The organism is Streptomyces bullii (genome assembly GCF_042657145.1).
In the GTDB taxonomy this organism is placed as follows: Bacteria; Actinomycetota; Actinomycetes; order Streptomycetales; family Streptomycetaceae; genus Streptomyces; species Streptomyces bullii.
This window is the reverse complement of sequence record NZ_JBHSNY010000005.1, coordinates 264,422-276,868: the sequence shown is the minus strand read 5'-3', so window position 1 is coordinate 276,868 and position 12,447 is coordinate 264,422. Positions and strand designations below refer to the sequence as shown.

At 70.6% G+C, this 12,447-nt stretch carries 14 protein-coding genes and 1 pseudogene; 8 read left to right on the top strand and 7 right to left on the bottom strand.

Going from position 1 to position 12,447, the window contains the following annotated elements:
- The first annotated feature begins 52 nt into the window (after positions 1-52).
- Together ACFPZJ_RS15935 and ACFPZJ_RS15930 are read left to right on the top strand one after the other, a co-directional pair.
- On the top strand, positions 53-484 hold the full coding sequence (locus ACFPZJ_RS15935; RefSeq protein WP_381021673.1) for a sec-independent translocase: 432 nt from the start codon (positions 53-55) through the stop codon (positions 482-484).
- A gap of 256 nt (positions 485-740) precedes the next feature.
- Positions 741-1,412 carry a hypothetical protein gene (locus tag ACFPZJ_RS15930; RefSeq protein ID WP_381021672.1) on the top strand — a complete coding sequence of 224 codons (672 nt, stop codon included), beginning with the start codon at positions 741-743 and terminating at the stop codon, positions 1,410-1,412.
- Positions 1,413-1,514: 102 nt separating this feature from the next.
- Here ACFPZJ_RS15930 and ACFPZJ_RS15925 read toward each other — a convergent pair whose 3' ends face one another.
- Genes ACFPZJ_RS15925 through ACFPZJ_RS15915 form a run of 3 tightly spaced genes read right to left on the bottom strand, consistent with a single transcriptional unit; the run spans position 1,515 to position 4,561 of the window.
- On the bottom strand, positions 1,515-2,648 hold the full coding sequence (locus ACFPZJ_RS15925; protein ID WP_381021671.1) for an Mrp/NBP35 family ATP-binding protein: 1,134 nt from the start codon (positions 2,646-2,648) through the stop codon (positions 1,515-1,517).
- Between the two features lie 43 nt (positions 2,649-2,691).
- Positions 2,692-3,288, bottom strand: a complete 597-nt coding sequence (locus ACFPZJ_RS15920; RefSeq protein WP_381021670.1) for a DUF1003 domain-containing protein — start codon at positions 3,286-3,288, stop codon at positions 2,692-2,694.
- Positions 3,278-4,561 (bottom strand): magnesium transporter MgtE N-terminal domain-containing protein, encoded by a 1,284-nt coding sequence (locus ACFPZJ_RS15915; RefSeq protein WP_381021669.1) that lies wholly within the window; start codon positions 4,559-4,561, stop codon positions 3,278-3,280. Before ACFPZJ_RS15915 ends, ACFPZJ_RS15920 begins: the two co-directional genes overlap by 11 nt.
- 201 nt (positions 4,562-4,762) lie before the next feature.
- Between ACFPZJ_RS15915 and ACFPZJ_RS15910 the strand changes: the two genes are divergently transcribed.
- Positions 4,763-5,515: a hypothetical protein gene (locus ACFPZJ_RS15910; RefSeq protein WP_381021667.1), complete on the top strand. Its 753-nt coding sequence runs from the start codon at positions 4,763-4,765 to the stop codon at positions 5,513-5,515.
- A gap of 6 nt (positions 5,516-5,521) precedes the next feature.
- On the opposite strand, the gene ACFPZJ_RS15905 is transcribed toward ACFPZJ_RS15910, so the two are convergent.
- Both ACFPZJ_RS15905 and ACFPZJ_RS15900 read right to left on the bottom strand, forming a co-directional pair.
- Positions 5,522-6,034 (bottom strand): hypothetical protein, encoded by a 513-nt coding sequence (locus tag ACFPZJ_RS15905; protein WP_381021666.1) that lies wholly within the window; start codon positions 6,032-6,034, stop codon positions 5,522-5,524.
- 24 nt (positions 6,035-6,058) lie between these two features.
- A complete protein-coding gene (locus ACFPZJ_RS15900) occupies positions 6,059-7,174 on the bottom strand; it encodes a magnesium and cobalt transport protein CorA (RefSeq protein WP_381021664.1) in 1,116 nt (371 codons plus the stop codon).
- 509 nt (positions 7,175-7,683) lie between these two features.
- Here ACFPZJ_RS15900 and ACFPZJ_RS15895 point away from each other — a divergent pair.
- Positions 7,684-8,268: a suppressor of fused domain protein gene (locus tag ACFPZJ_RS15895; RefSeq protein WP_381021662.1), complete on the top strand. Its 585-nt coding sequence runs from the start codon at positions 7,684-7,686 to the stop codon at positions 8,266-8,268.
- 30 nt (positions 8,269-8,298) lie between these two features.
- Here ACFPZJ_RS15895 and ACFPZJ_RS15890 read toward each other — a convergent pair.
- Positions 8,299-8,666: pseudogene (locus ACFPZJ_RS15890) on the bottom strand (MFS transporter); the annotation flags it as partial.
- Positions 8,667-8,730: 64 nt separating this feature from the next.
- Here ACFPZJ_RS15890 and ACFPZJ_RS15885 point away from each other — a divergent pair.
- From ACFPZJ_RS15885 to ACFPZJ_RS15875, 3 genes are all read left to right on the top strand, one after another.
- The gene (locus ACFPZJ_RS15885; protein WP_381021660.1) at positions 8,731-9,372 is read left to right on the top strand and encodes a DUF6758 family protein; all 642 of its coding nucleotides are present in this window, start codon (positions 8,731-8,733) and stop codon (positions 9,370-9,372) included.
- Positions 9,373-9,491: 119 nt separating this feature from the next.
- Positions 9,492-10,349, top strand: coding sequence for a PHP domain-containing protein (locus tag ACFPZJ_RS15880; RefSeq protein WP_381021659.1), 858 nt, complete (start codon positions 9,492-9,494; stop codon positions 10,347-10,349).
- 93 nt (positions 10,350-10,442) lie between these two features.
- Entirely contained in the window at positions 10,443-11,048 is a 606-nt protein-coding gene (locus tag ACFPZJ_RS15875; RefSeq protein ID WP_381021657.1) for a MarC family protein, read from the top strand.
- 63 nt (positions 11,049-11,111) lie between these two features.
- Here the strand turns inward: ACFPZJ_RS15875 and ACFPZJ_RS15870 are convergent, their stop codons facing one another.
- Positions 11,112-11,264, bottom strand: coding sequence for a hypothetical protein (locus ACFPZJ_RS15870; RefSeq protein WP_125504360.1), 153 nt, complete (start codon positions 11,262-11,264; stop codon positions 11,112-11,114).
- Between the two features lie 228 nt (positions 11,265-11,492).
- On the opposite strand from ACFPZJ_RS15870, the gene ACFPZJ_RS15865 reads away from it, so the two are divergent.
- The gene (locus ACFPZJ_RS15865; protein ID WP_381021656.1) at positions 11,493-12,386 is read left to right on the top strand and encodes an NYN domain-containing protein; all 894 of its coding nucleotides are present in this window, start codon (positions 11,493-11,495) and stop codon (positions 12,384-12,386) included.
- Positions 12,387-12,447 lie beyond the last annotated feature (61 nt).

Below are 12,447 nucleotides of genomic sequence, written 5' to 3'. Positions count from 1 at the left end.
CCCGCACAGACCACCGAGGGCCGAGGACCGCGGACATCGCAAGGAGCTTCAGGTGTTCAATGACATAGGACCGCTCGAGCTGGTGACGATCATCGTCCTCGCCGTGCTCGTCTTCGGTCCGGACAAGCTCCCGAAGGTCATCCAGGACGTGATGCGCACGGTCCGCAAGATCCGTGAGTTCTCGGAGAGCGCCAAGCAGGACATCCGGCAGGAACTGGGGCCGGAGTTCAAGGACTTCGAGTTCGAGGACCTCAACCCCAAGACGTTCATCCGCAAGCAGCTGGACAACGACGACCTGGGGCTCAAGGAGATCCGCAACGGCTTCGACCTGAAGAAGGAGATGGCCGAGGTCACGGACGCCGTCCACGGCCGCGACACGGAGCCGTCGTCCGCCTCGGGCTCCTCCGGGCGGGTCGACATGACCAAGAAGCCCGAGACCCCGGCCCGCGACGACCGCCCGGCCTTCGACCCGGACGCCACCTGACCCGCACGGCGGTCTCCCTCGCCCGCACGGGGACGGGCGTACGCCCGGCGCGCGTGACGCGTTTCATACTCCGCACGGGCTGTGTACGGCCTGAACCGGGCGCCCGGGCGCCCCACGCGCCGGGCGGTTTCCCTGCTGCTCCGAGCGGTGTGGCTATGCTGCCAAGTTGTTGTGCGGACCGTACTTGAACGAGCAACGCCGCCCGATGGGGGGCGGGCCGCTCCGGTTCGACGAGAGCGAGGAGGCGTCCGGGCACATGGAGACGACGAGTCGGGCAGTCGCGCAGGCGCCGGCCGCGGAGGGCGAACAACACGTTCCCTCCGCCCGGCGTACGGTCGACGGCTACCTGCGTGCGCCCTTCCCGTGGTACGGCCTCGACGAGGCGTTCACGGGACCGCGCTGGCTGATGCAGGTCGCAACGGCGGCCGACGGGGCCGTGGAACACGGTTCGATCGGCCATGGTGACGAACCCTCGGTGCGCAGCGAGTACGCGGCCGGGGGCGAGCTGGACGCCAAGGAGAAGTTCGCCGTCGTGGTGACCCTTGCGTCCCATCCCGTCCGTCGCAGTCCGGACGGCACGGGGGTGCTGGAGGCCACCTCGGTCTCCTCGGCGGCCTGGCTGGCGGGCGTCGGGCTGCTGTCCTTCACCTGGCCCGGCCAGATGGACCACGCGCTACGCGACGACTGGCTGGAGCAGCAGACGGAGACGGCGTGGGTGCTGGCGGACGACCTCGACGGGCCGGACTGGTCGACGCTGTCGCTGCCGGTGGACGGGGTGCCCACGCCGTTCCACTACCGGGAGTCCGAGTTCGGGTGGGTGCTGGCCGGCTCCACGTCGGCGGGTGTTCATCTGGGCGCGTACGGCAGGGGCATGAGTGCGTACGGGCTCGGCTTCGCCGTGGTCAAGGACATCGCCGCGTACGCGTGAGTGCGTGAGCGAAGAGGCGCCGGCGTGAGTCAAGAGGCGCAGGTGCGTGAGTGAAGGGGCGCCGTCGATGTCCGGCGCCCCTTCACTGCGGGAGTTCGTGCTCTAGAACTTGTTCCGCGGCGTGATCCCGAGGGACAGTCCCGCCAGACCCCGCTGCCGGCCGCCCAGCTTGCCCGCGATGGACCGCAGGGAAGCGCCCGCCGGGGACTCCGGGTCCGTCAGGACGACCGGCCTGCCCTCGTCGCCGCCCTCGCGGAGGCGGACGTCGATGGGGATGCTGCCGAGGACCGGGACGTTCGTGCCCGTGGTCCGGGTCAGGCCGTCGGCGACCAGCTGGCCGCCGCCCGTGCCGAAGACGTCGACCATCTCGCCGCAGTGCGGGCAGGGCAGGCCCGACATGTTCTCGACCACGCCGACGATCTTCTGGTGCGTCTGGACGGCGATGGAGCCCGCCCGTTCGGCCACCTCGGCGGCGGCCTGCTGCGGGGTCGTCACGACCAGGATCTCGGCGTTCGGGACCAGCTGGGCCACGGAGATCGCGATGTCGCCGGTGCCGGGCGGCAAATCCAGCAGCAGGACGTCCAGGTCGCCCCAGTACACGTCCGCCAGGAACTGCTGGAGGGCGCGGTGCAGCATCGGCCCGCGCCAGACCACCGGGGCGTTGCCCGGGGTGAACATGCCGATGGAGATGACCTTCACACCATTGGCGGACGGCGGCATGATCATGTTCTCGACCTGGGTCGGGCGGCCGTCGGCGCCCAGCATGCGCGGCACGCTGTGGCCGTAGATGTCGGCGTCGACGACACCGACCTTCAGGCCGTCGGCCGCCATCGCCGCTGCCAGGTTCACCGTCACCGAGGACTTGCCGACGCCGCCCTTGCCGGAGGCGACCGCGTAGACGCGGGTGAGGCTGCCCGGCTTGGCGAAGGGGACCTCGCGCTCGGCCTGGCCGCCGCGCAGGGCCGCCGCCAGTTCCCGGCGCTGCTCGTCGCTCATGACGTCCAGGGTGACGTCGACGCGCGTGACGCCCTCGACGCGCGAGACCGCCTCGGTCACACGCTGCGTGATCGTGTCCCGCATGGGGCAGCCGGAGACCGTCAGGTACACGGTGACCGCGACCGCCCCGTCCGCGCCGATCTCCACCGACTTGACCATCCCGAGTTCCGTGATGGGCCGGTTGATCTCGGGGTCGTTCACCGTCGCCAGTGCCTCGCGCACCGCGTCTTCCGTAGCCATAGGGACGATGGTACGGCGCCGCGCGGGGGCCTGGCGAAGCCCGTCAGCGGTCGTCTGCGTCACGTCCCCGTGACCGTTCCGCCGGGAATACGACGTGCTCGCGGCGGTGACCGTTCTGCCGTTCCTCCAGTTCCTTCACCACGTCCTGCAGCTCCGAGCGGATCCAGTCGCGGGTGGCGACCTCGCCGAGGCCGATGCGCAGCGCGGCCACCTCGCGGGTGAGGTACTCCGTGTCCGCGATCGACCGCTCGTTCTGCTTGCGGTCCTGCTCCAGATTGACCCGGTCGCGGTCGTCCTGCCGGTTCTGCGCGAGCAGGATCAGCGGGGCCGCGTAGGACGCCTGCAGGGACAGCGCGAGCGTCAGGAAGATGAACGGGTACTCGTCGAACCGCAGGTGCCGCGGCATGAGGGTGTTCCAGGCGATCCAGACGATGACCACCACCGTCATCCAGACCAGGAACCGCCCGGTGCCGATGAAACGGGCGATCCGCTCCGACATTCGGCCGAAGGCCTCCGGGTCGTACTCCGGGAACAGCCTCGGCCGCCGCGGCAACGGCTGGTCGAGCCGGGTGCGGTGCCGGGTCGCGGCCGTGGCCCCGGCCGGTACGCGCTCGCGGACGGTCTCACGCTCAGGAACCATCGGTCGCCACCTCCTCGGTCAGCTGGAACTCCGTCTCCCGCCAGTCCTCCGGCAGCATGTGGTCCAGGACGTCGTCCACCGTCACCGCGCCCAGCAGCGAACCGGCCTCGTCGACCACGGGCGCCGCCACCATGTCGTACGTGGCGAAGAACCCGGCGATGGCGGGCAGCGCCGCCTCGGGGTCCAGTGGCTGCAGGTCGCTGTCGACGATCGAGCTGACCAGGGAGTAGGGCGGCTCCCGCAGCAGACGCTGGAAGTGGACCGTGCCGAGGTACTTGCCCGTCGGTGTCTCGTCCGGTGGCCGGCAGACGTAGACCTGGGCGGCGAGGGCCGGGGACAGGTCGGGGTTGCGGACGCGGGCGAGCGCGTCGGCGACGGTGGCGTCCGGACGGAGCACGATCGGCTCGGTGGTCATCAGACCGCCGGCGGTGCGTTCCTCGTACTGCATCAGGCGGCGCATGTCGGCCGCGTCGGACGGCTGCATCAGGCTCAGCAGCCGCTCCTGCTCATCCGTCGGCAGCTCGCCGAGCAGGTCGGCAGCGTCGTCCGGGTCCATCGCCTCCAGGACGTCGGCGGCGCGCTCCTCCTTCAGCTTGCCGAGGATCTCGATCTGGTCGTCCTCCGGCAGCTCCTCCAGGACGTCGGCGAGGCGGTCGTCGTCGAGGGCGGCGGCGACCTCGGCGCGGCGCTTGGGGGAGAGGTGGTGCAGGACGTTGGCCAGGTCGGCGGGGCGCAGCTGCTCGAAGGTGGCCAGCAGGCTCTCCGCGCCCTGCCCGTGCTCCTCCAGCGAGAAGCCGGTCACGGCCGACCACTCGACGGTCAGCGCCTCGCCCTTGGCGCGCCGGAAGGCACCGCCCTTCCTGCCCTTGCGGACGAAGATCCGGTCGATCTCCCACTCCCGGCGGGCCGGCAGCTGATGCACCGACAGGTCGAGGACGGTGACGTCCTCGCCGGTCTCGACGAGCCGGACGCGCCGGTCCAGCAGTTCGCCGAAGACGAGCCGCTCGGTGGGCCGCTGCTCGAAGCGCCGGACGTTGAGCACGCCGGTGGTGATGACCTGGCCGGACTGGACGGCCGTGACCCGGGTCATGGGCAGAAAGATGCGTCGGCGGGTGGCGAGTTCGACGACCAGACCGAGCAGCCTCGGCGGCTTCCGGCCGACCCGCAGCATGACGACCAGATCGCGTACGCGCCCCACCTGGTCGCCGGCCGGGTCGAAGACGGCGGCACCGGAGAGGTGCGAGACGAAGATCCGGGGGGCGCCCGCTGCCATGGCCGCGGCTCCTTTTCGTGCGGGGTGTTTCCTGGTGACTGTGTTTTCCGAATTGCCCGCTCGGATGGGCTTCAGGCTAGCCCGTCCCGATCGTGTGTGCGTCGGCGAGGGGTCCGGACGGACTGGCTCCTTCCGGCCCGTACGGCACCGGTACTCTGCGGTACGCCGTCGAGGATCTCCGTCAGAGAGGCAGCCCCACCTGTGACTCCGATTCCCCAGGGCCGAAACCGCAGGGCCGCGCTGGTGCGCGCGATGTGCGCGCTGGTCGTGGCGGCGACGGGTCTCGCGGGGTGCGCCGAGGACCCCGACGAGGGCACCAACGGGGTCGGCAGACTGTCCGCGGAGAAGATCCAGAGCCGGACCCGTGCGGCCGCCCAGTCCGCCACCGCGGTCCGTCTGCACGGCAGCGTGGTCAGCAGCGGGCGCACCTACACGCTCGACATGCAGCTGAAGCCCGACGGCGCGACCGGGTCGGTCACCGCCCAGGGGGCGACCTTCCAGCTGCTGCGGGTCGGCGAGCAGCTCTACCTCAAGGCGGACGCGGAGTTCTGGGGTCATGGCGACGGCCAGGACGGCGGCAGGGCGGACGCGGCAGCGGCCGGCAAGCTCGACGGCAAGTACGTGAAGGTGCCGCAGGGCGACCCCTCGTACCAGAAGTTCAGCGGTTTCACGGACAAGGACGTCCTCCTCGACGGTCTGCTGACACTGCACGGCACGCTGGAGACGGACGGCCACCACGAGCAGGCGGGCGTCCGCACGATCCGCATCACCGGCGACAAGGGCTCCGGCGGCACGCTGGACGTCTCCCTGGAGGGCAAGCCGTACCCGCTCCGTCTGGTGCGGGCCGGTGGGGCGGGTACCCTCCGGTTCTCCGCTTGGGGCCAGGACTTCCCCGTGAAGAAGCCGTCGAAGGACGAGACCGTGGACTACGGCAAGCAGCTGCCGACGTCCTGACGGCCGCTACCCGCGTTTGCGCCTCTTCAGCAGCAGGCGCGGCAGGCCCGCCGGAACGGGGCGGCGCGTCGTCGCCGGCGTCGGCAGTGGCGCCTCGGCCAGGGAACCCTCCGGCAGCGGTGCCAGGGACCCGGTCGGCTCCAGGCGGAGTACCCGGCACTCGCGGGCCCACCGCTGCGGCACCGCCTCACCGTCGGGCGCGTTGAGCCGCTTGCCCTTGAGCTCGGCGACCGCCGCCTCCCACGCCTCGGACCCCGGGCGGAGCTCGACGACCCTCGCGGTCCAGGTGACCAGCCGGCCGCCCTTGTCCTTGCTGCGGACCGTGACCTCTGCCGTGGCCCCGTCGGCGAGCCCCGGCAGGGGCTGCTCGCCCGGTCCGTCGCCCACGACGCACGCGGCACCCTCGTGCCACACGTGCCACAGCGCACGCGCCGGGACGCCGGGTCCCTTGACCCAGACGAGGCCGGACTTCTTGGTGGCCTCCTCGACGAGGGCCTGGTCGAGCAGCTCGCTTGTCATGGGCTCAGCCTAACCAGGCGGCTGTCAGAGCCAGCCGTTGCGCTTGAGGGTGCGGTGGATGCCGAGACAGATCAGCGCCGTGACGCCGAGCACCAGTGGGTAGCCGAACTTCCACCGCAACTCCGGCATGTAGTCGAAGTTCATGCCGTACACACCACACACCATCGTCGGTACGGCGATGATCGCGGCCCAGGAGGTGATCTTGCGCATGTCCTCGTTCTGCGCGACGGACGCCTGCGCCAGGTTGGCCTGGAGGATGGAGTTGAGCAGCTCGTCGAAGCCCATGACCTGCTCCTGCACGCGGGCCAGGTGGTCGGCGACGTCCCGGAAGTACTTCTGGATGTCCGGGTCGATCAGCCGCATCGGCCGCTCGCTCAGCAGCTGCATGGGCCGCAGCAGCGGCGACACCGCCCGCTTGAACTCCAGCACCTCGCGCTTGAGTTGGTAGATCCGGCCGGCGTCCGTGCCGCGCGGGGCGCCCTTGCGGCCCGGCGAGAACACCTCCGTCTCGACCTCGTCGATGTCGTCCTGGACGGCGTCGGCGACCGCGATGTACCCGTCGACGACATGGTCGGCGATGGCGTGCAGCACGGCCGAGGGGCCCTTGGACAGCAGTTCGGGGTCGTCCTGGAGGCGGTGCCGCAGGGCCCGCAGGGAGCCCTGCCCGCCGTGCCGGACGGTGATGAAGAAGTCCCGGCCGGTGAAGCACATCACCTCGCCGGTCTCGACGACCTCGCTGTTGGAGGTGAGCCGGTCGTGGTCGATGTAGTGGATGGTCTTGAAGACGGTGAACAGGGAGTCGTCGTAGCGCTCCAGCTTGGGGCGCTGGTGGGCCTGGACGGCGTCCTCGACGGCCAGCGGGTGCAGCCCGAACTCCCCGGCGATGCCGGCGAATTCGGCCTCGGTCGGCTCGTGCAGGCCGATCCACACGAAGCCTCCGTCGCGGCGCACCAGCCGCATGGCCTCCTGCGGGCTCAGCGGCTCCTCGGTGACGAGACGCCGGCCGTCGCGGTAGACGGCGCAGTCGACGACGGCGGAGGTCGTGGCACGGTCGCGCGTGGTGTCGTACGTGCCGCTGTCCTTGCGCAGTGAGACACGGGAGGGACGGACCACGGCGCGCAGGTCGCGGATCATCGACATGGGCAGGGCTCCTTCGCAACGGGCAACGAGAGGCCGCCTCGGCGACGGGTGGAACTACCCGGAATGGGGACGTCCTTGGATGCGGATGTTTGGCGCGTCCACAAAGCGGGGAGCACCGCACCGTCGCGGTGGCGAGCTTCGTTACTGATTCAGCTACTGAGGCAGATCAGGCAAGACGAAACGAAGTGCTCTTCCGTACGAAGACGCGATGACGACGCGAATGCGAGAGGTGACAGCCGGCTAGAGCGAGACCAGCGAGATCAGCGGTCGGAAGAGCGGGTAGTACTGCACGGTCGACTTCGATCCATGACAGCCCCACCTCCTCCGGCCGGTCCCTCGTGAGGGACGATCGTTCCCCTTTCAGGGGTTCCCCGTAGGGGAGTGTTTACGGCGTCGGGACTCGATCGCGACGCTTCTGCGTGCTGCCCCGAACACCGGGCAAGAGTATCAGCCGACCATGGTGTCAAGGTGCTGCTTTGCCCGCTGCTGACGAGTTCTATGCTCGCCGCATGTCTGATGTTCTTCCTCTGGTCGAGGCCCGGTTGCGTACCGCGCTGGGCGAGCCGGACGCGCGCGCCGCGGTCACCTTCCTCGGTACGGACCGCGTCGAGGTGCTCCGTTTCCACGAGGGCGACATCGTCCGCTACGCGACGCTCGGCATGTCCGCGCAGCCCATGACGGACCCCACGGCGATGCTCGCCGACCCGGTCAAGGGTCCGCGCGCCGAGCTGGTCCTCTCCGTCCGGACCGGGCTCGCCGACACCGACAAGGTGCTTCGCCCACTGGCCGTCCTCGCCGCGTCTCCGCAGGTGGAGGGCGTGGTGGTGACCCCCGGCGCCTCCCTCGACGTCGGCGGACCGCTGTGGCCGGGCGCCCCCTTCACCTCGGTCCTGGTCGCCGAGCCGGGCGGCCTGGTCGAGGACCTGGAGCTGGACGCGCCGATGGATCCCGTACGGTTCCTGCCGCTGTTGCCGATGACCCCCAACGAGTCCGCTTGGAAGCGGGTGCACGGCGCCCAGGCCCTCCAGGAGCGCTGGCTGACGCACGGGACGGACCTGAGGGATCCGGCCCGGCGATCCGTACCGCTGGAGTGAGGAACCTCACCAACCCCTGGCTGGAAATCGTCAGTTGGCGAAGACCGTGACACCGCCCTCGGTCGCGTGCCGCACCGGGAGGTCCTCGGCTTGGTGCCCCAGTGCCTTCCCGCGTACGACGATCACCAGCGCGCCGACGACCGCGGTGACCGCCGCCACCACGAACGGCAGGTGGATGTCGCTCCACTCCTCGATCTTCGGCGCGAGGCAGGGAGCCGCGGTCGCCGCGAACCGAGCGCACGAAGTCGTGGCGGCGCTCGCCACCGGCCGCGCGTCCGAGCCCCCGAGGCCGGCTCGCTGTACACGGTCTTGTTCACGCCGATGAAGGCGCCGGACAGGACGGTGCAGAGGGCCGCCGTGGGGCGGTCGCCGTATCCGAGCACCAGTACGTCGGCGGCCGGCTCCGCCCGGACGGGTGATCGTCCTTGACGTGACGGGACAGTGGTAGGACCGTGGGGGCCTATGAGGGGCGAACCCAGTTGCCCGAAGTGTGGTGGCCGGGTCAGGGCTCCCGGCCTCTTCTCCGACTCGTGGCAGTGTGCTGTGCACGGCACCGTGCATCCGGTGCAGCCCGTGATACCACCCAGTGTCGACGCCCTCACCGTCGTGGTGCACCGCACGCAGGTGCCGGTGTGGATGCCGTGGCCGCTGCCCGTCGGCTGGCTGTTCACCGGTGTGGCCTGCGCGGGCGACGACCGCAGCGGCGGTCGTGCCACGGCCGTGGCCTGTTCGGGCCCGGGCCCGCTCGGCGGCATGGGGGAGCTGATCCTGGTGGCCGAGGAACTCGGCGTGGGCCTGGGCGCCCGGTACGCGGGCATCGACGGGCCGGACCCGGGACCGTATCTGGACGTCGAGAAACCGGCCCAGACCAAGGTGCTGGCCGCCGGCCGTCCGACCCCTCTCTGGCTCGTCACCGGCACCCCGGACGATCGTGCCGTCTTCGCGGGCGAGGCGCTCGGCATGTGGCTGTGGGCCGTGGTCTGGCCCGAGCAGTCCGGGCTGCTGATGTACGACGAGCTGGTGCTGACCGATCTGCGCGACGCCGGGGCCGAGGTGGAGCTCGTGCCGTGCGGGGCGCTGTCCCCGCGTCTGCTCCAGCCGTAGTCCCGGTCAGGGGGGCTGCGTAGGGGGCGCTCGTGAGGTGCGGGTGTGACAGGGGAGGGCGAGAACCCGGTTATCCTGGAGCGTCCCCGTCCGTCCCGTCACCGCCTGGAGTCCGCGTCGTGCGCATCGACCTGCACACCCACTCCACCGCCTCCGACGGCACGGACAGCCCGGCCGAGCTGGTGCGCAAGGCCGCGGCGGCCGGCCTGGACGTCGTCGCGCTGACCGACCACGACACCACCCGCGGGCACGCCGAGGCGATCGCCGCGCTGCCGGAAGGGCTCACGCTGGTCACCGGCGCCGAGCTCTCCTGCCGTGCCGACGGCATCAGCATGCACATGCTGGGCTACCTCTTCGACCCCGAGGAGCCCGCCCTGCTCGCCGAGCGCGAACTGGTCCGCGACGACCGGGTGCCGCGGGCCAAGGGCATGATCACCAAGCTCCAGGGGCTGGGCGTGCCCGTGACCTGGGAGCAGGTGGCGCGGATCGCCGGTGACGGATCCGTCGGGCGCCCGCACGTGGCGACCGCGCTCGTCGAACTGGGCGTCGTGCCGACCGTGAGCGACGCGTTCACGCAGGACTGGCTCGCCGACGGCGGCCGGGCCTTCGTGGAGAAGCACGAGACCGACCCCTTCGAGGCGATCCGGCTCATCAAGGGCGCGGGCGGCGTCGCGGTGTTCGCCCACCCGGCCGCGAGCAAGCGGGGCCGTACGGTGCCGGAGTCCGCGATCGCCGAGATGGCCGCCGCCGGGCTCGACGGCATCGAGGTCGACCACATGGACCACGACGCCGACACCCGGGCCCGGCTGCGCGGGCTCGCCAAGGAGCTCGGCCTGCTCGTGACCGGGTCCAGCGACTACCACGGCAGCCGGAAGACCTGCGTGCTCGGGGAGTTCACCACCGACCCGGAGGTGTACGGGGAGATCACGCGCCGGGCGTTCGGGGCGTTCCCCGTCCCGGGCGCCGGCGGAGCCTGAGGTCCGCCGCTCAGTCGGCCTGCGCCCGTCTCCGTGCGTCGCCCCTCCCTCTCTTCGCCCGTCTCTCCTCGTTCTTCTCCTCGCAAGGCAGTCATGTTCGACGTCGCCGTCTTCGGCTCTCTGTTTCTGACCCTTTTTGTCATCATGGATCCCCCTGGGATCACCCCGATCTTCCTCGCGCTGACCGGTGGGCGGCCCGCCCGGGTGCAGAAGCGGATGGCGCTCCAGGCCGTGTGCGTGGCCGGCGCCGTGATCACCGTCTTCGGCCTGCTGGGCCACCAGATCCTGAACTACCTGCACGTCTCCGTGCCGGCCCTGATGATCGCCGGTGGCCTGCTGCTCCTGCTCATCGCGCTCGACCTGCTCACCGGCAAGTCGGACGAGCCCAAGCAGACCAAGGACGTCAACGTCGCCCTCGTCCCCCTGGGCATGCCGCTGCTGGCCGGGCCGGGCGCGATCGTGTCGGTGATCCTCGCCGTGCAGAAGGCCGACAGCGTCGCCACGCAGGTGTCGGTGTGGTCGGCGATCCTCGCCATCCACATCGTGCTGTGGCTGGTGATGCGGTACTCGCTGCTGATCATCCGGGTCATCAAGGACGGCGGCGTGGTGCTGGTGACCCGGCTCGCGGGCATGATGCTCTCCGCGATCGCCGTGCAGCAGATCATCAACGGCGTCACCCAGGTGATCCGGGGCGCATGAGCAGAGCCCCCGTACGGCATCCGCGTCCGGGGGCTCTCAAGCGTATGTAGAGGGGCTCCGCCGTTACGACGCCGAGGTCTCGGCCGGGCGGATCCACAGCCGCTGCCCGATGGCGGCGGCCTGCTGAACGATACGGTTGACGGAGGCGGCGTCCACGACGGTGGTGTCCACGGGCGTGCCGTCGACGTCGTCGAGTCGCATGATTTCGAAGCGCAAGGGGCTTCTCCCTTCGTCTGGTCATCCTCCTGAAGGAGAACTACTGGTGGGTGGCCCACGGGGCAGCGGTGCCCCGTGTTCCGTAGCTAGTCAACGAGCTGTGTGTTACAAACATTCCCTACGCTAAGGAAATTTTTCGAACGGCTAAATACTGACCGGTAAGTGTCCGGTGCCGGACCGACCGGGACCGGTTGTGTTCGCAGCGTGACGGCCGGGACAATGGAACCGATGAACGACGACCCAGCGGCCCTCAGCGCCCGCATCGACCGCACCAACGAGCTGCTCCAGCGCATGCTCGCCGAGGTGGCGAAGACGCCTTCGACTCACGCGATCTTCGTCGACGCGGGTTATCTGTACGCGGCGGCCGGGCGGCTCGTGGCCGGGACCGAGGACCGGCGGGCCTTCGACCTCGACGCCGAGGGACTGATCGACGCGCTCATCGACCGGGCCCGCTCCATCTTCGCGGACAGCAGACTGCTGCGGGTCTACTGGTACGACGGCGCCCGGCGCCGCATCCACACGGCCGAGCAGCAGTCCATCGCCGAACTGCCGGATGTGAAGGTGCGGCTGGGGAACCTGAACGCCAACAACCAGCAGAAGGGCGTCGACTCCCTGATCCGCTCCGACCTGGAGTCACTGGCCCGGCACCGCGCGATCAGCGACGCGGCCCTCCTCGGCGGCGACGAGGACCTCGTGTCGGCGGTGGAGGCGGCCCAGGGGTACGGCGCCCGGGTCCACCTCTGGGGCATCGAGGCACCCGAGGGCCGCAACCAGGCCGAGCCGCTGCTCTGGGAGGTCGACAGCCAGCGCACCTTCGACCTCGACTTCTTCAAGCCGTACGTCTCCCGGCGCACCGCCCCGGCGTACGAGTCGGCGGCGGGCCGACCCACCCGCGAGGCCGTCCGCTTCGTGGGCGCGCAGATCGCCGCGAAGTGGCTGGCGGCCCGGGGCCGGGACACGCTCGTGGAACTGCTGCCCGGGCACCCCTACCTGCCCGGCTCGGTCGACCAGGACCTGCTGGTGGAGGCGGAGGGCCTGCTGCAGTACTCGCTGCGCGGCCAGGCGGACCTGCGGCGCGCGCTGCGGGACGGCTTCTGGGAGCACCTGCAGACGCAGTATTAGGACTGAGGCCGGGCCGGCAGGGGCGGGCGGTGCTGGGCCGGCCGGCGGGGAGTTCTGAACG

What these genes read in the sequence shown, in the direction of transcription:
- ACFPZJ_RS15930 (WP_381021672.1), top strand. Translation starts at nt 741, where the DNA reads ATGGAGACGACGAGTCGGGCAGTCGCGCAGGCGCCGGCCGCGGAGGGC.
- ACFPZJ_RS15925 (WP_381021671.1), bottom strand. Translation starts at nt 2,648, where the DNA reads ATGGCTACGGAAGACGCGGTGCGCGAGGCACTGGCGACGGTGAACGAC.
- ACFPZJ_RS15920 (WP_381021670.1), bottom strand. Translation starts at nt 3,288, where the DNA reads ATGGTTCCTGAGCGTGAGACCGTCCGCGAGCGCGTACCGGCCGGGGCC.
- ACFPZJ_RS15915 (WP_381021669.1), bottom strand. Translation starts at nt 4,561, where the DNA reads ATGGCAGCGGGCGCCCCCCGGATCTTCGTCTCGCACCTCTCCGGTGCC.
- ACFPZJ_RS15905 (WP_381021666.1), bottom strand. Translation starts at nt 6,034, where the DNA reads ATGACAAGCGAGCTGCTCGACCAGGCCCTCGTCGAGGAGGCCACCAAG.
- ACFPZJ_RS15900 (WP_381021664.1), bottom strand. Translation starts at nt 7,174, where the DNA reads ATGTCGATGATCCGCGACCTGCGCGCCGTGGTCCGTCCCTCCCGTGTC.
- ACFPZJ_RS15895 (WP_381021662.1), top strand. Translation starts at nt 7,684, where the DNA reads ATGTCTGATGTTCTTCCTCTGGTCGAGGCCCGGTTGCGTACCGCGCTG.
- ACFPZJ_RS15885 (WP_381021660.1), top strand. Translation starts at nt 8,731, where the DNA reads ATGAGGGGCGAACCCAGTTGCCCGAAGTGTGGTGGCCGGGTCAGGGCT.
- ACFPZJ_RS15875 (WP_381021657.1), top strand. Translation starts at nt 10,443, where the DNA reads ATGTTCGACGTCGCCGTCTTCGGCTCTCTGTTTCTGACCCTTTTTGTC.
- ACFPZJ_RS15865 (WP_381021656.1), top strand. Translation starts at nt 11,493, where the DNA reads ATGAACGACGACCCAGCGGCCCTCAGCGCCCGCATCGACCGCACCAAC.